This is a genomic window from Levilactobacillus cerevisiae, assembly GCF_003946245.1.
Classification (GTDB): Bacteria; Bacillota; Bacilli; order Lactobacillales; family Lactobacillaceae; genus Levilactobacillus; species Levilactobacillus cerevisiae.
In genome coordinates this window covers 49,710-75,899 of the sequence record NZ_RHNN01000008.1, presented here as the reverse complement: position 1 = coordinate 75,899, position 26,190 = coordinate 49,710, and the positions used below count along the sequence as shown (strand labels likewise).

29 protein-coding genes are annotated in these 26,190 nt (G+C 41.1%); 16 read left to right on the top strand and 13 right to left on the bottom strand.

What is annotated here, in order from left to right; genetic code table 11:
* Positions 1-209: 209 nt before the first annotated feature.
* Positions 210-686 (bottom strand): flavodoxin, encoded by a 477-nt coding sequence (locus EKM99_RS05155; RefSeq protein ID WP_125581555.1) that lies wholly within the window; start codon positions 684-686, stop codon positions 210-212.
* Between the two features lie 232 nt (positions 687-918).
* On the opposite strand from EKM99_RS05155, the gene EKM99_RS05150 reads away from it, so the two are divergent.
* Positions 919-1,878, top strand: coding sequence for an endonuclease/exonuclease/phosphatase family protein (locus tag EKM99_RS05150; protein WP_125581553.1), 960 nt, complete (start codon positions 919-921; stop codon positions 1,876-1,878).
* 151 nt (positions 1,879-2,029) lie between these two features.
* On the opposite strand, the gene EKM99_RS05145 is transcribed toward EKM99_RS05150, so the two are convergent.
* The 7 genes from EKM99_RS05145 to EKM99_RS05115 form a co-directional block, all read right to left on the bottom strand.
* Positions 2,030-3,286: a tyrosine-type recombinase/integrase gene (locus tag EKM99_RS05145; protein ID WP_436970451.1), complete on the bottom strand. Its 1,257-nt coding sequence runs from the start codon at positions 3,284-3,286 to the stop codon at positions 2,030-2,032.
* Positions 3,273-3,482, bottom strand: a complete 210-nt coding sequence (locus EKM99_RS05140; protein ID WP_125581667.1) for a DUF3173 family protein — start codon at positions 3,480-3,482, stop codon at positions 3,273-3,275. Before EKM99_RS05140 ends, EKM99_RS05145 begins: the two co-directional genes overlap by 14 nt.
* A gap of 163 nt (positions 3,483-3,645) precedes the next feature.
* Entirely contained in the window at positions 3,646-4,047 is a 402-nt protein-coding gene (locus EKM99_RS05135) for a MerR family transcriptional regulator (protein ID WP_125581549.1), read from the bottom strand.
* A gap of 1 nt (position 4,048) precedes the next feature.
* Entirely contained in the window at positions 4,049-5,197 is a 1,149-nt protein-coding gene (locus EKM99_RS05130; protein WP_125581548.1) for a Rep family protein, read from the bottom strand.
* 314 nt (positions 5,198-5,511) lie between these two features.
* Complete coding sequence (locus EKM99_RS05125; RefSeq protein ID WP_125581546.1) at positions 5,512-6,081, bottom strand: hypothetical protein; 570 nt, start codon at positions 6,079-6,081, stop codon at positions 5,512-5,514.
* Between the two features lie 2 nt (positions 6,082-6,083).
* Positions 6,084-7,154: an AAA family ATPase gene (locus EKM99_RS05120; protein WP_125581544.1), complete on the bottom strand. Its 1,071-nt coding sequence runs from the start codon at positions 7,152-7,154 to the stop codon at positions 6,084-6,086.
* 1 nt (position 7,155) lies between these two features.
* Entirely contained in the window at positions 7,156-7,539 is a 384-nt protein-coding gene (locus tag EKM99_RS05115) for a hypothetical protein (protein ID WP_125581542.1), read from the bottom strand.
* Between the two features lie 199 nt (positions 7,540-7,738).
* Here EKM99_RS05115 and EKM99_RS05110 point away from each other — a divergent pair, with 199 nt between their 5' ends.
* Both EKM99_RS05110 and EKM99_RS05105 read left to right on the top strand, forming a co-directional pair.
* Positions 7,739-8,539 carry a hypothetical protein gene (locus tag EKM99_RS05110; protein WP_125581540.1) on the top strand — a complete coding sequence of 267 codons (801 nt, stop codon included), beginning with the start codon at positions 7,739-7,741 and terminating at the stop codon, positions 8,537-8,539.
* A 6-nt stretch (positions 8,540-8,545) separates the two neighbouring features.
* Positions 8,546-8,830 carry a hypothetical protein gene (locus EKM99_RS05105; RefSeq protein ID WP_125581538.1) on the top strand — a complete coding sequence of 95 codons (285 nt, stop codon included), beginning with the start codon at positions 8,546-8,548 and terminating at the stop codon, positions 8,828-8,830.
* 73 nt (positions 8,831-8,903) lie between these two features.
* Here EKM99_RS05105 and EKM99_RS05100 read toward each other — a convergent pair whose 3' ends face one another.
* A complete protein-coding gene (locus tag EKM99_RS05100) occupies positions 8,904-9,167 on the bottom strand; it encodes a Thoeris anti-defense Tad2 family protein (protein WP_125581536.1) in 264 nt (87 codons plus the stop codon).
* Positions 9,168-9,239: 72 nt separating this feature from the next.
* Positions 9,240-10,181 (bottom strand): CAP domain-containing protein, encoded by a 942-nt coding sequence (locus EKM99_RS05095; protein ID WP_164511530.1) that lies wholly within the window; start codon positions 10,179-10,181, stop codon positions 9,240-9,242.
* A gap of 162 nt (positions 10,182-10,343) precedes the next feature.
* Here EKM99_RS05095 and EKM99_RS05090 point away from each other — a divergent pair, with 162 nt between their 5' ends.
* From EKM99_RS05090 to EKM99_RS05050, 8 genes are all read left to right on the top strand, one after another.
* Positions 10,344-10,673 carry a helix-turn-helix domain-containing protein gene (locus EKM99_RS05090; protein WP_125581532.1) on the top strand — a complete coding sequence of 110 codons (330 nt, stop codon included), beginning with the start codon at positions 10,344-10,346 and terminating at the stop codon, positions 10,671-10,673.
* 535 nt (positions 10,674-11,208) lie between these two features.
* Positions 11,209-12,234 carry an IS30 family transposase gene (locus EKM99_RS05085; protein ID WP_099235906.1) on the top strand — a complete coding sequence of 342 codons (1,026 nt, stop codon included), beginning with the start codon at positions 11,209-11,211 and terminating at the stop codon, positions 12,232-12,234.
* A gap of 119 nt (positions 12,235-12,353) precedes the next feature.
* Positions 12,354-16,277 (top strand): SpaA isopeptide-forming pilin-related protein, encoded by a 3,924-nt coding sequence (locus tag EKM99_RS05080; RefSeq protein ID WP_125581530.1) that lies wholly within the window; start codon positions 12,354-12,356, stop codon positions 16,275-16,277.
* Positions 16,278-16,303: 26 nt separating this feature from the next.
* Positions 16,304-16,579, top strand: a complete 276-nt coding sequence (locus EKM99_RS05075; RefSeq protein ID WP_010581082.1) for a hypothetical protein — start codon at positions 16,304-16,306, stop codon at positions 16,577-16,579.
* A 343-nt stretch (positions 16,580-16,922) separates the two neighbouring features.
* Entirely contained in the window at positions 16,923-17,243 is a 321-nt protein-coding gene (locus EKM99_RS05065; RefSeq protein ID WP_010581080.1) for a DUF961 family protein, read from the top strand.
* 35 nt (positions 17,244-17,278) lie between these two features.
* Complete coding sequence (locus EKM99_RS05060) at positions 17,279-17,662, top strand: YdcP family protein (protein WP_010581079.1); 384 nt, start codon at positions 17,279-17,281, stop codon at positions 17,660-17,662.
* 93 nt (positions 17,663-17,755) lie between these two features.
* Complete coding sequence (locus tag EKM99_RS05055; protein ID WP_010581078.1) at positions 17,756-18,016, top strand: hypothetical protein; 261 nt, start codon at positions 17,756-17,758, stop codon at positions 18,014-18,016.
* Positions 18,017-18,049: 33 nt separating this feature from the next.
* Entirely contained in the window at positions 18,050-19,417 is a 1,368-nt protein-coding gene (locus EKM99_RS05050) for an FtsK/SpoIIIE domain-containing protein (protein WP_010581077.1), read from the top strand.
* Between the two features lie 25 nt (positions 19,418-19,442).
* Here EKM99_RS05050 and EKM99_RS05045 read toward each other — a convergent pair whose 3' ends face one another.
* From EKM99_RS05045 to EKM99_RS05035, 3 genes are all read right to left on the bottom strand, one after another.
* Positions 19,443-20,300, bottom strand: a complete 858-nt coding sequence (locus EKM99_RS05045; RefSeq protein WP_010581076.1) for a nucleotidyl transferase AbiEii/AbiGii toxin family protein — start codon at positions 20,298-20,300, stop codon at positions 19,443-19,445.
* A complete protein-coding gene (locus tag EKM99_RS05040; protein WP_010581075.1) occupies positions 20,297-20,890 on the bottom strand; it encodes a type IV toxin-antitoxin system AbiEi family antitoxin domain-containing protein in 594 nt (197 codons plus the stop codon). The genes EKM99_RS05045 and EKM99_RS05040 overlap by 4 nt, the downstream gene beginning before the upstream one ends.
* A gap of 85 nt (positions 20,891-20,975) precedes the next feature.
* Positions 20,976-22,409 (bottom strand): AbiH family protein, encoded by a 1,434-nt coding sequence (locus tag EKM99_RS05035; RefSeq protein ID WP_010581074.1) that lies wholly within the window; start codon positions 22,407-22,409, stop codon positions 20,976-20,978.
* Between the two features lie 306 nt (positions 22,410-22,715).
* On the opposite strand from EKM99_RS05035, the gene EKM99_RS05030 reads away from it, so the two are divergent.
* The 5 genes from EKM99_RS05030 to EKM99_RS05010 all read left to right on the top strand — a co-directional run bounded on the left by EKM99_RS05030 (position 22,716) and on the right by EKM99_RS05010 (position 26,145).
* Entirely contained in the window at positions 22,716-23,921 is a 1,206-nt protein-coding gene (locus EKM99_RS05030; RefSeq protein ID WP_010581073.1) for a replication initiation factor domain-containing protein, read from the top strand.
* On the top strand, positions 23,896-24,219 hold the full coding sequence (locus tag EKM99_RS05025) for a hypothetical protein (protein ID WP_010581072.1): 324 nt from the start codon (positions 23,896-23,898) through the stop codon (positions 24,217-24,219). Before EKM99_RS05030 ends, EKM99_RS05025 begins: the two co-directional genes overlap by 26 nt.
* Positions 24,220-24,235: 16 nt before the next feature.
* Positions 24,236-25,282 carry a DNA cytosine methyltransferase gene (locus tag EKM99_RS05020; RefSeq protein WP_041094396.1) on the top strand — a complete coding sequence of 349 codons (1,047 nt, stop codon included), beginning with the start codon at positions 24,236-24,238 and terminating at the stop codon, positions 25,280-25,282.
* Positions 25,283-25,394: 112 nt separating this feature from the next.
* Positions 25,395-25,616 (top strand): hypothetical protein, encoded by a 222-nt coding sequence (locus tag EKM99_RS05015; protein ID WP_003678268.1) that lies wholly within the window; start codon positions 25,395-25,397, stop codon positions 25,614-25,616.
* A 25-nt stretch (positions 25,617-25,641) separates the two neighbouring features.
* Positions 25,642-26,145, top strand: coding sequence for an antirestriction protein ArdA (locus EKM99_RS05010; protein ID WP_010581070.1), 504 nt, complete (start codon positions 25,642-25,644; stop codon positions 26,143-26,145).
* The last annotated feature ends 45 nt before the right edge of the window (positions 26,146-26,190 follow it).

Sequence of the window (26,190 nt, the reverse complement as noted above, 5' to 3'; positions counted from 1 at the left end):
TCATTTTAATCAGTCTTAGATTTAGTTTAGGAAGTTCTGACTCTTCAAACATACCTGATGATACCACAAAAGAGCGGCTTGTAAATTTTTCAAGTCCTTGCCCTCTGTGCCTTCACCCGGTTCTATCTCATTTTACATGAACGAGACTGAATGTATAACCAAACCAGACAATCTTGTTTCCTCAAATTAGGTACCCTACTCAGGCCGACCTAGTCTTCCGAAACCCAATCCCGAATCTCTTCCGATGTAAGGCTACTCGAGAAACGCCGCCCGGCATGCCACCGGACGTCTGGGTAGTGCTCACGAAGCTGTTTAACCGCCTCAGCAATCGCTGTGATGCCTGATGTACAGAAGGGGTAAACATCCTTGCCAACCAGGTCAACACTGTCTAAAAACGTGTTAATTTCGCCAGGAACGGTCGCCCACCAGAGTGGAAAACCCAGGTAAACGGTCTGAGCTGCCACAATCGGTGCTGGATCAATGGCTTCGATGGCTGGCCGTACCTCGCCAGCGTGTAGCCCATGTTCAGCCTGATTAGCTGGGTCCTCCCAGTCAAGCTCAGCCGCCGTGTAATCAACTTTAGAGTGAATTCCAACAAGTTCAGATCTGGTCGCAACCGCAATTCTTTCCGCAATAGCCTGTGTGTGCCCGGTATTTGAAAAGTATAAGACAACTGATTGTCCCATAAGTCATTCCCCCGTTTTATAAATAGTCTTATAACCTAGTTATACTCCCTTTTGGCCAATCTGTGGGGGTCTTCCGGGAAAGATTCCAAATTTAAGCGGATGGGTATTCCGTTTGGACATAAGCTGGTAATTAGATCACGATTATGGCAAGTAAAATAGCGCATTTATCTCATGACTCTCGACACCAGCGAAAAAAACAACTAGTATTAAGAAAATACGAGGAGGAATAAAAATGAAGACACTAAGAATACTAGAATGGAATATTAACCAACGCTCATCCGGTACAAGAATGCCCAGCTACATTACCAAAGAAATTCAGCGAAAAGATCCTGACATTATTGTTTTGGTTGAGTTTAAAGGTCAAGAAAATCTTTCCACTCTTCAGAATACATTTTCTTCTGATTTTTATCTTGAACACTATGAAGGTGATCCTACCTCAGATTATGAAGGTGATCCTACATCAGATATTGAAGATAATGGCGCAAATAAAGGCACACTTAAAAAACGAAACGGAATCCTAATAGCGTTACGTAAAGATAAATTTGAAGAACCATTATCTGAGAGACATCCTCAAAAATATGACGAAACACGGCCAGATTGGCTCAATGTTCACACTACTCTGTTGAACAGTAAATATAGTTTGGAAATTATTGGTGTAAAAGTTGTTGTGGGTGGCGATACCGCTGAAGATCTAGAAAACAGAAAGTCACAAATTCAATGGTTGTTGTCACAAAACTCTCCTAAAAACTCTTCTAAAAAAACTAATCAACATCAGTTGATTATTGGCGACCTAAACTACGGCCCCCACGTAACTGAATATCTCTATCCTGAATATATAAAAAGAAATAACCAGAAAAATAGTCGTCGCAAGGATTATTTCATAAACTGGCAAGATATTATTAAATTAATGTGGAAGTACGATTATGTGAAACAAGATTCTGGGCTTGCCTCCCCATACGCTCCCACTGGTACCAGCTGGAAATCAGAAAGGCTAGATTGGCTCATTACCACCAAGGGAATTTCCGTAAATAAAACATCAGAGTACAATTGCCTAGATTGGAGCTTTGGCCGTTTTAATACTCAATACTATGCTTTTGGCTACACAGTACCTGAAGGATACTTTATCTGTTCCACTCCGTCTCACCCAGATCACGCAATTTTCACTGCCGAAATCCAGATTAAAACTGAATAAGTAAATAAAAAACGGCCAATCCTAAAAAAGATTGGCCGTTTACGCTTGTTTAAATTCACCTATTTACACCGCAACACCACAACCGAATGGAAGTAAATCCTACTCCCACTCAATCTATGACGCCCCCTACTATCCCTGCCAAATCAACGATTCAAACCGCCGTATCGTTGTCTGGTAGTGACTTGGTAGGGAATAAGCCTTGCATAGGATTCTTTACCACTTGGTTACCAGTAAAGTTAACACTACTACTCTTAGCTGGCGTCAAATTAATACTGCCGGTTAGCTGTTCGGCTACCTTCTCGTTACTTCCTCGCCAAAGATGCGCATAATACTTCAATGTGATATCTGGGCTTGAGTGTCCTAACCGCTGTGAAATACTCAGCACATCAATGTTAAACTCATTAATCAAGTAACTAACGTGCGAATGCCTAAGCGCCTTCGCTTGAATGCGTGGTACTCCGGCCAAGTCAGCATACCTGCGTATGATGTTTTGCACGCTAGATCGAATAGTCGGCGTATCATCATACGACATGACGAAATGCTTAACACCACGCCTACGCTGAGCCTTCTGCCACTCAGACAAGATTCTGCACGTGTCTCCATCGATAGAAATGGTCCGCATACCACTTTCGGTCTTGGTGTATGGCTTTAAATCGTAGTCCATTTTGTTTCTGATATCCAGAGTCCGATGGATTTTCAATTTCCGCCGTTTCAGGTCAACATCACTCCATTGGAGTGCAAGACCTTCACCTACACGACACCCCGTCATAAAGTACACCCATAGCATGACAAAGCAAAAATGTTCATAGTAACTGGGTAGGTAAATCTTCGAAATTACCTGTTCAAATTCAGACTTCGTCCAAATTGGAACCTGCGCTTTCCCTTTAGCAACCGACTTAGTCTTCTTGGACACATTCTCGTTCAGAAAGCCTACTTGTACGGCATAATCAAGACTCTTCCGGAAGCTCCCATATACCAAATGACTGAACCCTTGCGAATACCCACTGTCATTTAAAAGGTAACTCCTAAACTGCTCACATTGAAGGACTGTTATATCCCTCAGTACGATATCTCCAAATCTATCAACCAAGTGTTCAAAAACGCTCTTACGAGAAGAGTACGTGCTCTTTTCCACGTCAGCCTTGTATGAAGGAATGTAGTTCTCACGCATAAATGTGCGGTAACTAATTCTATAATTCGCATACCCTTGCTGTTCAAGGTACTGGTTTTTAACCCTTGTCAGCTCTTTATACGCTTCATGCGCCGATCGAAATGGCTGTCCTTGCTCAGAGCGCCGCTTGGTCTTTTGGATTCGTTTACCTGTTACCTTATCTGTTCCTAGTTCCACTCGATAGAAGATTTTACCATCTTTACCGGTATAGACCCCTGGATACTTAGTTGTTGCCATTATTATCATCGCCCTCATTAAACTCGAGTTTGACACCAATAATTTCTTCGACTGGTTCCAAAGGCACTACACCTAGTCGCTTCCCATTATACAGGCCAAATCCCTTTTTAACCATCAATAACTTGGCCTGACGTATAATTGTTTGCGCTTGGTACTTCCTAAATCCTATTGTTTCAAGGTCTTTAGCACTTACCATTGACTTCAATTTCCTTCGCCCCTTCCAAACTGGGTACGAAAATGCGATACTATGAGGGATAGTTCGAGCTATCAGAGGCGTTGCTTGCGGCTAAGCATTAGCAACGCTTTTTGTATCCACTTTTTCGTGCCATTTTCCTCACCATTACCAAGTATTAGACTTGCTAATACCGAAATCCATATTGGTCCCAACCTGAGTCTTGGTGGTTCCACTTGTCAATCTCGGGCAGTACGACAAAGTTAGACAACCATGCATCCATATCTTCACGATAGAATCGAACGATGTCATCAAGCTCATAATATGGTAATCCTTTCTCAATCCAGAGCTTTAAAACTTCGTCAGTAACGCTTAAGTACTTGCACGCCTGTTTCCGGTCCATATATTCCATTTCGTTAGTAATTCGCCGCAGTCGTTCCGTGGTAATGCGAGCAACCGTACGTTCAACCGAGTTTTCAATATCACGGACCTGTGCATCAGTGAGTTCGACGTTAATTTCTGATTGGAATTTCCCCCAGCCATCTAAGTCTTTACGATATTCAGAACGTTCATCTTTCTGTTCATCCATATTAATCATCCTCCATATCAGTGAGTAGTTGGTCAAGTCCAAGTCGAGTTGCGGTAGTGTCAGGTGAGTAATATGGGTTGGGTTCAGTGCTAGTTGCTACATACCCACCATTTGTGAAATCAACTTCATTCAAGCTACCAGGTGTTACTTCTATCGTTAACGAAATACGCCGGCTGAGTTGGCCGAAACCATCAGTTATTGAGACTGAGCTTTGTTTAGAAAAGAATGCGGCTGGGCTGTATGGCGATGTGACAATAATTGTCTCTGCCTGAAGTTGTAAATTATGGTAGCGGGATACCGTCCGCATGTCATAATTAAAGGGGTCAAGTATCTTTAGCAGGTCGGCATATTGCAATACATTGGGACGCAGCTCGTCAAGTACCACGCTGTGTTGACCGGCATAGTCTTGAAACATATCATTTGACCCACCAGTTGTAAAGCATGCTCCGGGGTCATCAAGCTTGCCGCCAATTGTTTCAGCGAAACGGGTTTTGCCCGTACCGGCGGCACCATAAAGCCAAATTACTCTGATGCTCTGACCATTCTTACGCATCTTAGCACGCCACTGTTCCGCACTAATATCTTGAACGGCGGAATTAATTTCCCGTAATGCCCGGGCCTTGCTTGAGTAGACACGTGGACTGAGATCTAATAACTCCTGCCTAGCTTCAAGAAATGTGATTTCTCCATTTTTGAAATCTTCCAAAATACGGTCTGGTCCGGTGGCTGTATTTTTCACTTTTTCTGCCAACTCCGCCATGAACTTGGGATAGTCAAAGTTGGCAGTAACTTCCGAAAAATCGTATTGATATCGGTCGGCTGCATTAGTAGTTCTGTGGGTAAGATAGGCGAAACCATTGTTAACGCCATTCTTCCGGTCATTTTTGGTCATGCTTTCAAAATTCTGTTCTAAGTCGTTGAGCTTATTGGCTAATGCGCTAACTCGCTGTGCCGTGTCAAATTGCATCATGACATGAACATGTGTCTCCAATGGCTTCCCATCTTCGTCGACATCCTTGTCGTGGATAATGAGAGCGTAACGTACAGCGTTGAGTGTCTTCACACGTCGAAGCAAAGCATCGATGTCATTAAACGGCAACTTCTTAAGTTGTTGTACGTACATCGGTGCGGTTGTCTTGAAATCACTCATTGATAGAAGCCTCCTTGAAACACTGATTGAACAGTGTTTATCATCAATTTTGTCCGTATTAGGGGGTGGGAGATAACGAGCCCTCTCCCACCCAGTAGAAATGGACCAAATGAAGAGAATGGTTGTTGATTTACTTTAGTTGGTACGTGCGGTGGCCTTGCTTCTGCCTAACGGCAAGCAGGCCGCCGCTAGTTTCAGTTCATTGTAAGTTCAGTAATCGTGCTACAACGGTCGCATGTTAGCAATAGTGTGAAGCCGAAGCCTTGTATGCTTCACATCTTAAAATAGTGCACCTGTTTTTATTTCCCTTCCTGCTATCGGGATCCAGTCAGCACTAGTGTCATTCCCTGTCGTTCAAACGAGGAAAATGCATATTCTGGGAATATCAACCCAATACGCTCGCGAATTGCGTCCTCTTGGTCATTCAGCATTTGTTGAGCATCTACTACTTTCGGCAAGGGTATCATTAACTCAATCGAGTCGTCTAGAACGCTTAACGTAAGCCGCTTTACGGCATGGTTGAAATCTCTAATCACTCGGTCAGTGTCTACTCTGGAAAGTTGCTTAAAAAGAGAATACCGAGTGTAAAACGTTCCCTTAAGTGATTGAATCCAGTAAACCCAATTCCACCCAAAAAGTTGAAGTCCTTTAAGCCAATAGTAGACGGGATAGATTAAAAGATACACAAGTAAAAGATAGGCAATTCCACCTATTAATACTAAATTATCCGCACCAACAACCGCATTTACGATACCAACATCAACAAGCATATTTCCACCCCAGGCAATACCTGCGACAAATGGAATCAAACCCATTTTGATTAACACGGGGTACAGCTTAAGAAGATACTTTCTTCGTTTTCTCTTTTTCCTATCACTTTTCATAATTAAGCCTCCCTGTAAGTTGGCATGAGTAATGGCATTACATTAGCGGGATGATTACCATCAATTATCTGAATTAGACCTGTACCCTTCCCTGAAGGAATAACAATTCCGTCAAGATTGTCCAAATCTGGAAGGAGGAACTGCGTCGTCTTTCGGTTGACATTTCCCAGCTGAATCATTACGTTTGCCTGTTCTCGAACAACAACAGGAAGTGCATTAGCGTCGAACCGCTGCGACAACAGAATTAACTTCACTTGCGTTGACCTTCCCAGCAACGCAACTTGGCTCAGCAGACTAAAGAAGGTGTCCTTCAGAGACTTAGAAACGGAACTGGTCAGCGCAAGTAATTCATCGATAACTATGACATATGACTTAAATTGCAGACTTGCATCGCCCTTCAACTCCGCCTGACGTGCTTGTACGACGTGTAACGCGCTACTCAATAAATCACAGACCGAGTTGACAAAGTCATTCTGTGACCGGTCACCATCAGGCGTGAGCACGCTAACACCATTCTTATTTCCCCACCTTGTCGGAGCATCCATCTTAGGATCGACTATGTGTAATGCGGCCTGTTTCTTCAGCACTTCGAGTAAATATGTCAGGGCATATGACTTACCAGAACCGCTGTTGCCCGCAATGACCAAATGCGTCACGTCAGTAATATTAATCGTCAGATTCTGCATGAACGGAATATCGCCTGGTTCAAGGTTGGCCTTAAATTTTTCAAAATCCGAAATCTCTATTCGCGTAGGAATTCCCTTCAACCAAGGAAAAAACAGTGCACGAGCATTGTGTATGCTATTTCCCGATAAAGGAACAAAATAAGTGCCATTCTGCTTGAGTAATGTGTAGTACGGGTATAATGAGCCATTTGCAATCTCAAATATTCGTTGATAGAGAGTTCCATTTAGGACGTACCCTGCGGGAACCCGCGGGATAAACTGAAAACCACCTTCAGCGACCGTAACATCGAAACTGTTACTATAGGTGGTCTCGTTCCCGATATCTAGTGCCATGTTCAGCGCTTGTATCAGCAACGTGCGCGTCCCTTCTAGATCTAGTTGAGTCATATTACTTCACCTTTTTAATCGCTGAAGCCTGGAAACTGTACTTATACGACTTGTTTCGGTAGCCGAGCAAATTCTCAAATTTGATTGTGTCGCCGAAGCTGAGGTTAACTGGTGCACCGTCAACACGAACCATGACGGGGTTCTGCTGGTAACTCGTTGAGTCGTCACCCACGACGTCTTGCACAACCGAATATTTGTAGCCAATGACGGGGTCAGTGTATTTACGATTGGCGTCGTCCCAAGTCTGGATTGGTTCTGGTGCTACGCCAGAATACTTGAATTCAAGTTGCGGATGCATACCCGCTGAAAAGATTACGTCCTGCCGCATGTAGCCCTGGAACCCAGTTTTAAGCGACGGTGTTGCCTGATTATTACGTAGTAACATGTGTGATTCCTCCTTATTTTTCGGAAAACGTAATTCCTTAGTCTTATTATCTTATTAATAAGGGAATTTGTCCTAACATTTAGGCGAAAAATCAAAAAAGCTAAGTAATTTGTAAATATGAATTAATCGTGATATATTAGTCATCACTGAGGAAGTTTAGTACTTTATTAGGCGAAATAAATTTAATGGAGACGAAATAATGGATTTGAAACTGACTGACCTACCTGATACACCAACGATTAAGGATATCTTTAGGCATCTTGAAAAGAATCCCGAAACAGCTTCAGTCACTACGAGAACCTTGCAAAATTGGTTTCGCAACGATAAGATCCCTCCTATTTATGAGGACAAGCGCCAAAAGAACTACAAACGATCTGACGTAGCAACCGTTCTGAAAAAACACATGAATAAACTTGCGCTGGATAAAGAGGAGCTAATCCGACAATCAAGAGTTCAAAAAAAAGCAATTGATGAATATCATTCGGAGCAAGAGGACTATGAAGAGTCTTTGCAACCACATGAACCATTCTCGTTCAAAATCCAATTTTCAGAGCACGAATTAGAATGCCTGGGAAAGGACTTGACTGACGCTGAAATTCGTAAACTTGAGAGTAACTTTAATGAAAAAAACATTAGCAAAGTTGCTGGTAAGCTTTCCATGACTATGAAGGAAAATTTATTATCCAAGTTCGAAACGTTTAGAAGAAACAAGTATATTCAAGCAAGAACTCTCGCAGAAAGCACTGGGTTAGATGCAACCATCAACAACGAAATTGAGGTTGAACTACATCAAAAAACCGTTGAATTTTTACTATTCGAGGTTTTGGAGACTCTTAACCAGTCGCCAATAAAGTTCAAGCAATATGCGCTGAGAAATGATTTGAAATCCAAAATTGCAAACGAAACTTTTGGCGTTATCTATCCTGAGATGGATGTAGATGAACAAAATGCGATCGACCGATTGAAAGACTTCCGGAATTATTTTGAGAAAAAGATATAGCTTGCTTTGAAGTTAGCGGAATCTAGTGTGAATGCGAATAGTGCTTCGACGCCTGAGACGCCAAGTGCGGCGCAAACAACACCAGCTGATAATAGTAACGGCACGGATGGTAGCGTCGGGCAAACGCCTGATACAGGTAGTGACACGACACCGACTCAGTCGGGTTCAACTGGAACGAGTACCCCAGCAGCTAAGCGCGCAGCTTCACGGCCAACGTTTGCAACGACTGGTGGGAACGATAAAGTTTCGACTAACCCCGTTTACAACTGGTTGTACAAGTGGTTCCATTAAGCTTGACTTGACTAAGTTGTAAATAAAAGCCCCTCAACATTTCTGTTGAGGGGCTTTTTGTATCAGGGCGAAGTTAGGCAATAACGTACCAGTCAGTGGCTTGCAGGTCAGCTGAACTGGCCAGATAGCCGACGTCGTCTAAGTACGTGTCGAATTCGTCAGTAACGGACTCTTCATCATAATCGTCGGGGTCAAATTCATAGTCGCCCGCTGCATACTCATCATCGGTAAGCAATAAGATGTTACCCGCACTGCGTAAGACGCGTAGATTTTGCCAATTGTGCCGGGCGACTTGGTGATCTTGTTTGATTTGGGTCAAAGCGGCTTCAAAGGTCATAGGTAAAGACTTCTTTCTGAAAGATTGGACTTTTGTTAGATCAGATTATGAGTCTGATAGGGATCAAGTGAGTTACTTGGTGCCTAAAATGGTTGCGTTGGAAGCAACTGTGTTGTCACTAATGCTGTGTGCGCCAATACCAACAACATTGTATGATGGATTGAGCATGGAGTCTCGATGGCCATAGTCACTGTCTGCGTCATCATAGATGTAAGCTAATACCCGAGCTTTGCCGGCATTATATGCAGAATCGATAACGGTGTTAAGTTTAGTGCTGTTGTCAATGCTGTCGTCTTCATTAAGTCCATGAGAAATCATGTTAACTCCGTCCATGCCGATTGCTTCGGTTTTAACGTAATTGATACCGATAGCTTTGGCTTCAACTTTAGCGGCTAATTGACCATCAGACGTGTAATGTGATCCGTCAATATTTGACTCAAGGTCTCGTTTCATGGCAACGCTGTTCAATCCAGCATCTTCTTTTAATGTGGCGATCCCACGCTTAGCCCGTTCAGCATTAACGGTGTCTAAGAAGCCTTGCCGGTATTGACTGAGGTTCATCGTAAAGCGCTTGCCCTTAGATAACCGGTCAAAGTCGGATTGGCCCCAGTTACTGTTGTCGTTACCATAAGGATTGTATGTCGAGGTTGTTGATAAGGCGTTCTTTGACGTCTTCTTTAAATAGCCGCTCCAGACCCAGCCGGTATGGTTCGAGCCGGTACGGAACTTGTAGTAGACGCGCTTATGGCCGTTGACAGTAACATGAGAAGAATAGTAACCAGTGACATACTTGCCGTAGGCGCCTAACTTGGCGCCAGTCTTGTGCTTGATCTTACCGTTGGAATAGATAACGGCTTTCTTGTTCGTGACCTTATACGTCCGGTCTTTGATGTTCTTGTAGTAGCGGAACTTGGTAGCCGCTGAGGCACTAACGGGGTTACTTGTGGTGACCATGACGCCGGCGACACCAGCAGTGGCCGCAACGATTGCGATTAATTTTGTGATTTTTGACATGATAATTTCCTCCTCTGAGACTAACGTTAATTTTACCATTAACCTTATACATAAATAAAGACAATATTTATTTTACCATTATAGTTCAAAAATGTATACGTTCACTTTTAGTCATTATTTTTTCGCCTTATTTTTCGTAAACTTACTCTAGGGAGTGACGACATGGACAATAAGGACTTAAATAAAATGGTTGTAGCACGGATTCAATACTTACGACATCAGAGGAAGATGTCACAAGACCAGCTTTCTGAGTTATCCGACCTTCCAATCAAGTACATTAACAGAATTGAAAATTTCAAGACCGGATTTACAATCGCCACTCTTGACAAAATTATTCAGGCGCTGGGCGTTAATTATCAGCAATTTTTTGATTTTGGATCTGAAATAAATGTTAAAGATGATGACCCTACTTTTGAAATAAAAAAATTATTGAGTCTAGTTCATGATTTGGAGACCACCACCGACAAACTGAAGCATACACTCAAGGAGTAAAATCATCGCTATCAAGTTTATCAATCATTGAAAAAAGACAGGTAATACCGACCATCAGTCGATATCATCTGTCTTTTTTATTACCACTCCCAAAAATTCTGGTAGGGAAATTGGTAGGGAACTACTTGATTATAAATCAATTTTGACTAGGTATAGCCCCTTAAAACGCCGTCTTATCGGTGTTCACAACTCAATTTGTCTATGGGAATTATTCCCACTCTATACTTCACCTTAACAGTATCAGGATGAATCAGCGTGTTTAAGGCGTTTATCGAAACAACTAATAGCAATAAAAAACTAAAAAATCAAATGCGATGTGCCATTTTAGTGCCAGTAGTATTGAGAAATCTAAACTTCAAAACCACAGTTACGGGTAGTCCGATTTATATATTGGTCTACCTTTTTTGTACCCATTTTTTAGTTCAATATTTTTGCCGGATTTACAATGTAAGTGCAACACCAAAATAACTAGACCAAAAAGGCCATGAAGCCTTAAACTTATAAGTGACAAAACCAATAAGTTAGGACGGACTTCATGACCCAATCTAAAGATACCATCAAAAAATCTTATAAGCAACTATCAAGTGAGGAGCGTGGCCAAATCCAGAGTCTTTATGAAGATCATTATTCGATCAGGGCGATTGCTAAAAGATTAGCCCGCGATCCCAGCACGATCAGCCGTGAAATCAAGCGCGGCACCGTGACGCAAATGTCCAGTTATGGCGTTTATACCCAGCGTTATTTTGCCGATAGCGGTCAAATTCAATACGAACAACGCCGTTTAAATTGCCATCGCAAAAGTCTACTCGAACATAATCCGGAATTCTTTAACCAATTGACCACTGCGCTTAAAGCTAAGTTCCGGGTGCACAGTGTAGATAGCTTTGTCGGTGCTTATAAACGTCACCATCCAGCTGAATATTGCCCCGCAACACCCACTGTTTATCGTTACATTGATCGCGGGTTACTAGCTGTCGCCAATATCGATTTACCACAACAGGTCAAACGTCACCAAAAGCACCGTACGGGTCGTGTACGCCAAAATAAAAAGATCTTGGGGACTTCAATTGAACAGCGACCAGTAGCGGCTAATGATCGTTCTGAATTTGGTCATTGGGAAGGTGATTTAGTCAAAGGCAAGCGAACCAGCGATCAACCGGCACTGCTCACCCTAACTGAACGAATGACGCGCTACGAAGTCGTGATCAGAATCCCCAACTATCAGGCTGAAACCTGTAAGGCTGCAGTTCAACAGTTTGTGAATAAACTTGATGCTGAGGTGGTTAAGTCACTCACTTTTGATAATGGTGCAGAATTTTCTGCGCTGAGTGAGGTCACTGGGACCAACCTATATTTTGCTCATCCTTATACGCCGTCAGAACGGGGCAGTAACGAACAGCTTAATGGGCTACTAAGAGAATTTATCCCTAAAGGTCAATCAATTACCAGTTTCAGTGATGATCATATTAAGCAAGCGACCGCGGCACTTAACCAACGGCCACGTAAACTATTTGGTTATAAATCAGCCAATGAATTCATGGCTGAGCAGCTACTCGCATGACCACCACCTAGACCACTTATAAGTGAAGTTTAGCAAGTGTTGCACTTGATTTGACAATTCGGGGTTCAATATTTTTCACTGCTGGCTAAATCTATTTGATCAAAATGGAGGTAATCTACTTGCAAACAGCAACCCGTAAAGTTTCTGTCTGGTTAGCCCTGCTGACCTTGTTCACTTCAATTTTTATGACCCCAATCACAAGTGCTTTTGCCGCTGACATGACCAACATTAAAGCTGGCGACTGGGTATCAACTTGGCATCTCAGTCTATTGAATGGTCTTCATTGGACTGACACCGGTATTTACAAAAAAGTTGTTGATGGCCAAATCACTTTCTGTGTTGAACACGGGATCGATATTGAAAATTCTGGTTCAGGTTGGACACCAACTGATTATTCGGCGGCTGAGAAAGACAAGCTAGCCGAAATTGCGTATTTTGCTTATCAACAAAATCCAACTGACGCCAATTATGGTCTAGCACAAATTATGATCTGGGAAGCCTTAGGTAATGAACTATTGACCACCGACTATCCAGATTATCAAAATAAAAAAGCGGCTGTGCTGGCAAAAGTTGCAGCGTTCAACACCAAGCCATCGTTCAATGATCAAAATATTACCTTAAACGTTGGTGATTCAATCACTTTAACCGACACTAATGGCACTTTGGCTTCATATATTGAACAAACTGCTAATACCGCTAATTTGAACATCACAAAAGCTGGCAATAAATTGACTTTGACTGCCACAGCTAATTCCAAGGAATCTGGTAAGATTTCCTTTGCTAAAGCTAAGGCTGCTAATATTGGTACTTCCCTCCTTTATGGTAAAGGTAATCAACAAAAAATTGCCTATTTCAAACTGCCAAACGGAAATAACTTTGATCTAAACATTAAGGTAAATCTGAATGGTAATTTGAAAGCTAAAAAAGTTGACGCTGATACCAACAAGGCTCTGCCAGGTGCGAAACTCAAATTTGAGTACAATGGTCAAACCAAAGAGGTCACCACCGGCACTGATGGTTACGCCGCTTTAAACGACATCAAGGCGGGTACGCAAGTCAAAGTTTCAGAAGTAACCGCACCTAATGGCTACGTTAATAAAGGTGAAATCAAAACGGCCACGATCACACCTAACCAAACAATCGAAGTCGTTCTTGGCAATAAAGAACAACTTGGCAATGTAAATCTAACGAAGATTGGCCGTCAGTTCGGCACCAATATGTTTAACAGGTACTATTCATTAAATGGTGCCATGTACGGTGTTTATTCAACTGATGGTAAAAAAGTTGGGACGATCACTACCGATAGCACCGGCAAAGGTACACTACAAAATCTGAAGCTCGGCAACTACTACGCCGTTGAAGAAAAGGCACCAGCCGGTTATATCCTTAACAACGAGAAAATACCTTTTGAATTGAAATATGCTGGTCAAAACGTTGCTGTCACTGCTACCTCGGTTAAAGCGACCGATGATGAACAATTCGGCACTGCCACTTTGATCAAGGAAGATGCTAAAACTGGTAAAGCCCCACAAGGCGCTGCTTCACTTGATGGTGCCGTTTATGAATTACATCGAACTTCCAATGATGAGCTGGTTGATACCGTTACGATTAAAAACAATCAAGCGAGTGTCGCCAATTTAAAATTGGATGACTACTACTGGATCGAAAAGACGGCACCAACTGGCTATATTAAAGATACTGAAAAACACGCGTTCAAACTAGCCTATGCTGGTCAAAATGCGAAAACGGCCACCGCATCAACAACGGTTAAGGAACAAGTTATTACGGGTGGTTTCGATTTAATCAAAATTGGTAACTATGATTGGCACACCGCACTTTCTAGTCATTTAACCGGTAAAGAAAATAAATCTAACCCACTGGCTAATGTTGAGTTTACAGTCACTAGCAACACAACGAATAAGGTCGTCACAACAGGGACAACCGATAAAGAAGGTTATCTCAAGTTTACTGATCTACCCTATGACACTTATACCGTGACGGAAACAAAAACACCAGAAGGCTATAAAACCGCCGATCCATTCAAAGTCACGGTTCATCAACAAAACGAGACCCATCATTATTCAGTCGTCAATAATGTATTGGAAGAACGTTTGAAAGTGGTCAAGGCTGACGCTGAATCCGGGAAAACAATTTCGCGCGCCAACGCCGGTTTTAAAATCAAATCACTGCAAACTGGTAAATATGTTTCCATGCCTAACCTCAATCACGATGGAACAACTGATACTTTTATGACTAATGAAGAGGGCTACTTGACCACAACTGAGGCGCTCCCCTATGGTCAATATGAATTAGTCGAAACACAAGCACCATTAGGCTATGTTCTTGCCAAAGACCCAGCTAAATTTTCGATCACTGGCAAAGATAGTGATGGTATTGTGACCGTCAAGTTCACGGATAAGTCGCAAAAAGGCATTGTCACTTTGAATAAGACTGGCGCCACGCCGGTTGAAGTGACTAAACAGTCAACCAAGTACGGCGAACAATACGGTTTTAACTATGACTACACCCCACTGGCCGGTGCCAAGTTTGAATTTACTGCCAGCGAAAACATCACCACCGCTGATGGTACCGTCCATGCCAAAAAGGGTGAAATTGTCGCCACTGCTACGACTGACGCTAATGGACAAATCAAAACGCCACAACTTTATCTCGGCAAATATTCAGTTAAAGAAGTTGCTGCACCAAATGGTTTTGTTCTTAATGACAAGCCAATTGATTTTGAATTGAAATATGCTGGTCAAAATGTTGAAGTGACCTCCACTTCACTCAAAGCGACTAACGATTTTCAGAAGTTGAACGTGACTGTTAACAAACAAGCAGAACAAATCAAGAATTGGGATAAGAACAAACCCACGATTGAAAACAAGGCCGCCAATGGTCAAGTTTTCGGCTTGTTCAGTAAAGCCGGCTACACCAGTGGTAACATCAAGGTCCCAGCAAAAGCCTTAGTCGCAACTGCAACCGTCAAAGATGGTAAAGCAACCTTTGCCGACATTCAATTGCCTGAAGGTAGCTATTATGTGCAAGAACTAGATGCCGGTGAAGCTTATCAGCTTAATGACCAAACTTATGATTTTGAATTTAAGGCAACTGACAACACAGCTACTAAAAATTTCACGATCAATGACGATAAGGACGCCCCAATTCTAAATAAATTACACTTCAACGAATTTACCTTTAAGAAAATCAACGAAACCGCTAAGTTAGTTGAAGACAAAGGTTATCAATTCACTTTTGATGGCAACGCCAAAGGTGCCGTATTCGAGTTACTAGATAAGGATAAAAAAGTCATTCAAACCACTACGATTGATGACAAGTCGATTGGTGCCTTTAAGAACGTACCAGTCGGCACTTTCTATCTACGCGAAAAGACCCCTTCCGCAACAAATCTAGTTTTGACTAAAGATTTAACTAAAATTGTTTCAACAAAAACTGGTATCACTGCCTATGATGCTAAGGGCAAATTAATTAGTCAGGATAAAAATCAAGCAGCTGAAAAAGCAACAACCGAGACTAAGACCACTTCTGAATCGCCAGCAATTAGTTTCACGCTACAAAATAGTTTAATCAAAGGTACTGGTGAATTAACCAAGACTGATGTCAGCGATGGTAAAGTCTTGCCAAATACGGGTATCAAGATCCTTGATCAAGACGGTAAAACCGTTGTATCCGGCCGAACCAACGACAAGGGTATTTTCAGTTTTGCCAACCTACCTGCTGGCAAATACCAATTTGTAGAGTATGACGCACCAAAAGGTTACAAGATCAATGAAACACCTGTCGATTTTGAGATCACTAAAGATGGTGAAATCGTCAAGGCGCAAATGAAAGATGAAGCGGTCGATACGCCACTAATTCACCTACCACAAACTGGTGAAGAACGTAATCAATTGTTAAGCGTTATTGGCGTGATTCTACTATTAATCACTAGCTTAATTGTCTGGTGGATTCATCATTCAAGAAAAACTAATGCGGATTTTTATGACGATGAAGATGAAGATGATAACTGGAACAATGAATAGTCTCTCCCATCGGAAAGAGTGATCGTATGCCAAAAGAAAAAATTGATTCTGTTTTTAATTTATCCGAATTTCATCATGACTTTAGAGAATTGATCAATCCAATGTTCCCTACCTCACCAACAGAAGATGAAATTTTAAAAGATGTACTGCAAGAGGCGCAAGCTAATCTAGAAACGTCAATTAGGTTTGAAATTTCAAAAGATGAATGTAAATTAGGCGCCTATATTACCTTTTTGTTCAACTCAGGTTTTATTAATGGTAACAACCCTTTTCTGAGTTATCGTGGTGTACTTCTGGATTAGGTTTCAATAAATACCCAATTTTCATATTTAGGAGGTCAAATGATTTACGTATCTTCCATTAAAATGTCATCCAGTGGTAAACCGAATGTTTTGCTTGAAGGTGAACTCATTCTGAACCATAGTCTGATCATCAACCAAGTACAACTCATTCAAGGACACCATCGTCTGTTCTTAAACTTCCCCCAAGTTCGCAATCAGCGGCTTATCTATCCCCTCAATACTGATCTATATCAATATTTACTCAACCAAGTCATCGAATATTATGCACATTCCAAGTCAGATAGTTAAATTATCTGACTTTTAGTTTGCCTAAAATTCAAGAAAAGAAAGCGAGGACCCAATTATGGATCTTAAATATGTAATTCCCGAAGTACGTGAAACTTTCGGTCAACTCACCTTTGCCGGTAATTTTAGCGAAACTCGCGAAGGCTCCGGTGCCAATCGTAAAGTTGTTTCGCGCACTTATGACCTTTACTCCAATGTTCAACGTGCCGACAACATTCAAGTGACGATCCCAGTGGCAGCCGGTGAAAAAAATGACACGCTCGAACCATTTGATCGGGTTCGATTAATTAATCCACGAATCGCCGCAGTTGGTTATCGGATTGCCGAAGCAGCATTTGTAAATTACACCTGCATGGCTGATGATTTCGTCAAGATTTAGCCACTTATCAAAATTAAAGAAAGAAGGAACCCTATATGCGATTACCAGAAGGCATTAAGCTAGACACACCAAAAACGTTCGGTAAATTATTATTCTCCGCCCAACGCCGTGAAAGATTTATCGAAGACGATGAAGGCAACCAAACAACTAATGTTCGCTCACGTACCTTTGATCTAAAAAGTACAGTACAAGGTCAGATGGTTCAAGTCTCCATTCCGGCCGAAGCTGGGACTAAGAATTTTGAATATGATCAAGAAATAGAACTAGTTAATCCTGAGATCGACACTGTCGCCAATGCGGATTTCCGAGGTGTAACTGTTTCTTGGTATCTCAAAGCATCTGATATTGTATCAGTCAAAAATAACCAATCTAAAACTGGTTCAGTAACCACGGAGAAAAATACAAATGACAAAAAATAACCATCGGAAGTTCTCATCCCAGCGCTCCCCACCGTCTCTATGGCGGTTTAAGTGTTCCCTGGTCATCACAAAAAAGAAGTTAGGAGATTTTTTATGAATGTACTTGTCTGTATTAATGAAATCGGCTTTATGGACGATTTTGTAGCCAATATCAAAGAAAGCTCTGTTAACGAAGCTGAGAGAAAACTTCAGGAAGCTCATGAAATTGCGATTGAATCGCCTGATTCTGGTTTTAGTTTAACAGCTCTATCGGAAGTGACTAAAGATGGTGTTGCTAAAGAATTTACCTTCAAGAGTATGCAGACCGAAGAGGGTCTAACAATGATTTATATTGGCGTAGCTGATGCCGCCTAGTTGATTCTAAAATAATTGAAATGAGGTGATAATTTGAAAGCAATTTTTCACTATCGCGGCACTCAAATCCATCCACGTGATCAGAACCTAGTTTTTCAAACATTGCTAAGTATGATTCTATTCATCTTGCTACCATTGACTATTTTCTTTTATCTGCCGTTACTGTCTAAAATCAACCTCAAAACCGTTTCATGGCCAACAATTCATAGCCTCCCTTGGTCGTTTAGCGGATTGATTATCAGTTCCATCATTACATTTCTGGTTTCATTAATAATCATCTTACTGATATTAATCAGATTTCCCGACCAATACCGCAAATTGATACATCGACAAAAAATTGCGCGAATGTTCATGACGAATAACTGGTATGAGAGTGAGACAAGGAAAAATGATGGCTTTTTTAAAGACTTAGATTTAGGGGGTTCAAAAGAACGAATCTCACGGTTTCCACGAGTTTACTATCGTTTGAAAAATGGTCTGATCCATGTGCAGGTGGAAATTGTAATGAGTCCTTACCAAGATCAACTGATCCATTTGGAAAAGAAACTTGAATCCGGCTTATACTGTGAAATCGTTGATAAAATCCTCCATGATTCATTTGTAGAGTACACGCTACTCTATGATACGATTGGTAATCGAATTTCGATTGAACATGTGAAATGTCAAAAAGGCGCCGTCAACCTTATGAATAATGTTGCTTGGGAATACGATGTTTTGCCCCATATGCTAATCGCTGGCGGCACTGGTGGTGGAAAAACCTATTTTATTCTCACATTGATCCAAGCATTGATTCGCGATGGTAATCAGTTGACCATTCTTGATCCAAAAAATTCCGACCTAGCCGATTTGACCGATGTTATTCCAGATGTTCACTATGAACAAGACGATATGATTGCCGCCGTAGCTCAGTTTTACCAAGAAATGATGGAACGTAATAAAGAGATGAAAAAAATGGCCGGTTACCAAACAGGCAATAACTATGCCGCGCTTGGACTTCCCGCCCATTTTCTAGTCTTTGATGAGTATGTGGCTTTCATGGATATGATCGGACGTGAAGCTGTACAAGTCATGAGTAAGCTTAAACAAATTGTCATGCTTGGCCGTCAATCAGGATTCTTTCTTATCTTGGCCTGCCAGCGCCCTGACGCAAAATATTTAGGTGATGGTATTCGTGATCAGTTTATGTTCCGAGCAGCACTTGGTCGAATGTCGGACCTTGGTTATACCATGATGTTTGGTGAAACCGATAAAGATTTCTTCTTAAAACCCATCAAAGGTCGTGGTTACGTTGATACTGGTATTAGCGTTATTAGTGAGTTTTACACACCACTGGTACCGAAGGGCTATGATTTTCTGGGTGAGATCGATGCTGCCTACCAGAGCAATAACAAAACACTGTAATCGCTTATTCAGGTAGTTATTTATGTTACTCCATACCTGATTTACGGACTAAATCAATCGCTGCATTACACGTAGCTCCAAACTCAATCCCGTGCGCATATTCATTGGGCTTTTGATAAGCAATCCATAATCTTTGAAGACTTGGACTTGTTTTAAGAGCTGTTAATGTTGAAATATAGGTACCTAATTGATTAGTTGTTTCTCTTTTTGCAGAAGTTGCTTGTATTGCCTTTTTTAATACGTCAAACTTTATTTCAGTCTTATCCTGATGATCGAGCAAAAATAAATCGTAAAAATCCTTCAATCGTGTATTAGCATCAGCCCGGCTAACAATCGTCTCCAACTTTTCGGCAATGATGGTTTCAACTGTGTACGCCATAACTTGGACAGTCCGATCCTCAAGTATCATTTTGTGTCCATACTGGATGGCGCGCTCAGTAATCACATCTCCAGTTGATATATCAATCTTAACATCAACTCGTGTGGTATAGATTTGTGCACGGATATGAATCCGGTAACCAGAATACTCATCATCTTCCCTAATTTCGCCAATCCTTACAATTGATAGTTTGATTATATCTTCTGGTAATTCAATGTCACAGATTTCTTGAAACACACTTTTCATTTTATCTTCCGTCACTGGTAAACCAACAATTGAGGTATCAATATCCCGTGTTGAGCGAGTGTCGTTACCAATTAGTGATGCAATCAAGAAGCCACCTTTTAGTACAAGATTTTTTTGGTAAGGCGAATTAGAGATTCTATCAATTAGATCATCCAAAACAATCTCCTGCAACATAATTTGTGGTGTGATTTTTCTTTCTTTTGCTAACTTTCTGATTCTAGCCAAAAATTGCTTCTGGTTAGTAAATTCAAGTTTCACAGTAGGACCTCCATATACGTTCTAATTTCTTCTTCTACCTTAAATGTTCTTGCGTACGCCATTAATTGGCGGAGATTCTTTTCTTTCCGATGGGCGTAACTATTCATTGCTTGTTTAATCGTCTCGGCATCAGACCTATCTCGCGTTCGCAGGATATCACACAAGGTGCGCTCAACATCGTAAACCTTAACTAGGTGTCCACCGGGAGTTTTAGTTGTTGTTATGCCAATTTCATAAAGATCCTTTTTTTGTCGATAAATCTTGATTGGTGCATCGGTTTTTGTACTGTACGCGTATGGCAACGGAAAGTTCATCTCATAGGTACTTGGCGTTCGATCAATCATTCCATAAAGGAATAATGCCGTATCTTTAAAGAAAACACCTTTTGAAAGGCTATATTGTATCGCAGCAATATCGTCACCAAATTCAAGTGGATCAATATAAACACCCGGTGCTAATCTTTCAAGCTGTCCATGAGCATACATGTTGCGCAGCACTCTAGGTGAGATGCCCATTGAATTAGCAGTTTTAGATGTAATTTGACCACCGTTTTTGTTCAAGTACTCAATGATCTCATCTTGTTGGCTCATTATTCCACCTCAATTCAAAAAAATCCGCTTTCTACTCAAATTATAACATATAGTGAGTAAAAAAACGGATAAATTATTTTGGCTTTCATTGACTCTTTCGCTTGCCATACTTTGCTAGAATATCTGCAATGCTATATTCCTTTAGAATGAGCCTATTTTCTAATAATAACTTATGCAGGAGATTATTTTTATTTTCTTGCCTTGAAGTCTTAATATACCGAGTTAATAAACCATTAATTCTATTGAGGCTTTCAGTTTCAATAGAAAGTGACTGATCTCGACCAGGGTAATCCGTGTACCAGTACTCTATAATAACATCACTATTGTATATATCAGCTGTATCGAAAATTGTTCGAAAATATGAGTCGTCAGCTTTTGATAAACTGTGACCTAGGATTACGATTTTATCAACGTTATAATCAAGCCTAACTCTTTTCTTATCAGGAACACATTTTGATAAAACAGTATTCAACTCTGATAGACGAAAGGTCTTAGTGAATAGTGCCATAAAGTCTGTAAATTCTGGATAGTCGAGAATTACTTGATAATCAAATCCAATAATGATTCCAGAATTTTCTTCTGGGACCAACGATTCATTTTCTATTGATCCATGTATGTTTAGTTGATTCCCACAGTAAAGGCTCTTAGATTCCTTCAGTGCAGGTCGAGAATAGTTAAAATTAAGTATTTGAACTTGTTGATTTTGCTGGGTTTCATTGAGAACAGAATACATCAAAGCGTTTGATGCATCTTGATAGTTAAGTCCACTGTTTAGAAGTTTTCCTTGGCGTTCAGCAATGAACTTTGAAAACTCGGATTCCCAAATATTAATGTCTCGTATTAATACGGGTTGAAGAGAATAAAAACTAGGAAATATCCCGGGAATTTGCAGATCTTTTTCAGGATCACTGATATTATCCATTTTTATAGTCTGTGAGGTCTTAACATCACCAGTATGCAAAAAATACGGATTAAAAAGGTCCAATCGAGATGACTTTTCTGTATAAAATTTATTCACTCGATACAACAATAGTAATTGCCAAAAATAACCATTACTCACATGATCTAAGTTGTCAGGAGTAATAGCCAACAATTTATTAAGGTTAACAACTAGCTCAGCATCCAGACCATCCGTATTTCTTAATAGAAATTCATCACGTGATAATACAATGCCCACTTCATCCATTGCCGAAATGATTTTCTCTTCGTCTTCCTTTTTGGATTCAATACCTCTACCAGAAATTAATCCCAAAAAATCTTGATTATATATTACATCAAGGACGGAATCTTTTAAAAATTTTTCAAAGTTCCACCAATCCCAATTGTCATTTTGTTCTTGTTTTCCCCATCCACCATAGGTATGGGTCTCCAGAGCAAGATCAATTATTGTCCAATCTGAAAGTTTAACATTTTCTAACTGTTTACGGCGATAAATACCAAATTCTTTGAAGGTTGATTGCATACCAAGTGCTAAATCAAAACCATTTCCTATAATGAATAATGTTTTTTTCTCGGCCATAACATTCGCCTCACCTAATTTTATAATATATAGTAAAAATTGTAACACTTTTTTTGATATAACAATAACCTTAGACTGATTCGCCCCGCCGTGCTGTGCAGCGCGAAAAGCGCGAGCGGAGGCGGCGGTCGGCGCAAGCCGGCCGCATCAACCCCCGGTATGTAACACGGGGGTAGAAAACTGATACGTCACGGCCGAAAATAGCGTAGAAACGTTGCCGTAACTACAACTTAATAGCTTTACCTAAAGACGACCAGCTTGTGTAAGGTCGCCTTTTTGTATTTTGAAAAGAAAGGAGTTGATTCAATGCCGATTTGGCGTGAACAAATACGGACTAAGCGTAAGCAACTGAATATCACGCAAACAACTTTAGCTCGACGCATCGGGATTACAGTGAGACACGTCCAACGTTTAGAAAACGGCACGCGGAGTCCAAGTAGTTCTTTACAAATGCAAATTGACTATGTATTAGCTCACTGGGGTGAAGATCCAGAATTAACACTCAATTTTGATTATGTGCGTATTCGCTTCCCCACTCATGATGTGGAGACCTTGATTGAAAAGGTGCTCAATCTAAAAATGGATTTCATGCTATTCAATGACTGGGGATTATATGGTTATTCCACTAGCTATGTTTTTAGCAATATCCAAGTGATGGCCTCTACCCCAACCGAAAAAATTGGTACACTATTAGAACTTAAAGGCCAAGGGTGCCGTGAGTTTGAAGGAGTCCTATTGGCTAATGATGAAACTTGGTTTGACTTTTTTCGAAGGTGTTTAGAACTTAAAGCCGTTTTTAAACGAATTGATTTAGCTATTAATGATCACGCTGGTCTCCTCAGTATTCCTGAACTCATTACCAAATGTGAGAAAAATGAATGTATTTCGGTAATGCGTCGATTTGAAGGCCTAAAATCTGGTGCCATGACTGATGAACAAGCCGAAGATCATGGTGCGAGTTTATACGTTGGTTCGATGAAAAGTGATATTTACTTCTGTATCTATGAAAAAGAAGCGGAACAACAACATAAGTTTGGTACTGACTATCAAACGGTCGGAATCAAAAACCGCTTTGAAATACGTTTGAAAAATGATCGCGCCAAGATAGCTATTGAAGATTTACTTGCCTATCGTGATGTTGAGCGAACTGCTTTTGGCATTATTACTCGCTATATTCGTTTTGTTAATCGAGGCAAAAATAAAGATCGGGCTAAATGGCCGCTTAATCCAATCTGGACAGTTTTTTGTGGCAAAGGTAGGCAGCCACTACGACTGACCCTTGATCCCGAGCCCTTTGATCTTCGCCGCACTCGCGCTTGGATAAAAAAGCAAGTTGCTCCAACCCTTAAAGTTCTGCTGAACATTGACGGCTATAACGGTAATAACAGCACGATGGCTATAATCAAGAACACCGAATTAAAGCAAAAGCATCAAACGATACTTGAACAACAAACCCTTGGTATTAGTGAAGTTGGAGGTGATTATTTTGAAAACGACCAAGGAACTGAATAAGCCACTTGCCACCTTTCCCGCTGGAATCAAAGACTATATTTTCAATGTTTATTACTACCGATTACAATTGGTCGGTGTTATCGAAGATCCCAATTTTCTACAATTACATGAACTAGATAAGTATCTAACGCCAACCAGCTATATTGATTGGCGTTTTTCTGTGCATTGGCCGGCGCCGATTTTAGACGTGTACGGTAATCCAATTAAAAGCGAAGAGTTATTGCAATTGCTCTATCAGGTCTCGGCTAAAACCGGTTGGCCGCTACTAACCATTAAATCTTCCCGCAAATATTTTTGAATTTTGAGGTATCATCATGAAATTTTTAGACCTATTTTCTGGCATTGGTGGTTTTAGGCTTGGGATGGAACAAGCCGGGCACACTTGTGTTGGCTATTGCGAAATAGATAAATTTTCGCGTAAAAGCTACGAAGCAATTTTTGATATCAAAGGAGAATGGACTGCCCATGACATCACAACAGTTAGAATTACTGAACTTCCAACCGCAGATATTTGGTGCTTCGGATTTCCATGCCAAGACATCAGCCTTGCTGGAAAATTGCGAGGATTCACCACAGGCCATCGTTCAAGTCTGTTCTTCACAGTTACAAACCTTATTAAGCAGCTACCCGATAATCGCCGACCCACAATTCTATTTATTGAGAACGTTAAAAACCTTCTTAGTATTAACGGCGGACTTGACTTCCTTAGAGTGCAAATTGAATTGTACCAATTGGGGTATGACGTTGAATGGTCAGTTCTCGATTCTGCCGCCCTCGTTCCCCAACACCGCGAGCGTTTATTCATTGTCGGACATCTTAGAACAAAACGTCAGCGACAAGTATTTCCTATCCCAGACAATGGAACAACGACTACTAAAGGACTAGCTCAAGTCAATCCAACTGTGACGCATCAATATGAACGCGTTTATGACCCTGATGGTATCGCACCAACTCTGGTTGCAACCTCTGGCATTAGAACAAAGATCATCACACCAACACAAAAATCACTCAAGGTATCAGATGCCACTCATCGTGGTTACACTAATGCGCATAGTGGTGATGGCATCAGTCTAACCTATCCCACTAGTCAAACTCGACGTGGCCGCGTTGCTCATAAAAAAGCGCACACTTTACTAACTGATGGCAGTGAAGCAGTTGTTGATCAAGCATTACGTATCCGTCGTTTAACGCCACTTGAATACTGGCGCCTACAAGGTTTTCCTGATGAAGTATTTTATAAAGCCAAGGACTCTGGCCTATCTGACGCACAACTTTATAAGCAAGCCGGTAATAGTGTGACGGTACCGATTATCAAAGCTATTGTATCGCGGTTTCAACTATTGAGTGATCAACATAAATAAATCATCTAAGAATGGTCGTGCGTTACCCTGTCAAAAAACGTGCAATCCATAATGGAGTTATTCATAACAATCTTAATCTGACTATATTTTCTAAATGAAAGGATGAACTTCTATGAACTTCGGACAAAATCTCTTCAACTGGTTCACTAGCAACGCCCAGTCTTTAGTGCTGATGGCAATTGCCGTGATCGGTGTTTTCTTAGGCTTTAAACGTGAATTTTCTAAACTGATCGGCTTTCTGATCATTGCATTGATCGCTGTGGGGCTGGTATTTAATACCGCCGGCGTTAAAGATGTGCTATTGAACTTATTCAATCGTGTTGTTGGTGCCTAATTACTGCAAGAAAAGAGGTAGCTAAATGGAAACGGTACGCGTTTTTATCGTCAACTTAGGTTATTACAATCAAGGCAAGACCACAGGTAAATGGTTCACCCCACCGTTATACCCTGATGCCATTGCCGAACAGCTGGAATTGAAAAATGACAGTGAAGAGTACGCGATCCATGATTACGAAGCACCTTTTGAAATTGATCGCTTTGATTCAATAGACGAGATCAATCGTAAGTATGCTGCTTTAGAACGGCTTGAAGAATATGATTTTGGTGCTGACGTTAGTGCCTTGATTGGCGAATGGTTCCGTGATATTGAAGAACTAGCTGAAAACGCTGAGGATATCGTTATCTATAAGGGTGTTTCAGATATGGCCGAGCTAGCTCAAGATGCTGTGGAATCTGGTGCAATTTTCGGTGACCTTCCAGATCAAGTCATCGCTTACCTCGACTTTGAAGCACTGGGTCGCGATATAGAAATTGAAGGTAATTACTTGGTTACCAACAGCGCTATTTATGAATACGCAAACTAAGATTCTTCCCGGGGACTGGTCTAGCAAATGGATCAGTCCTCTTTA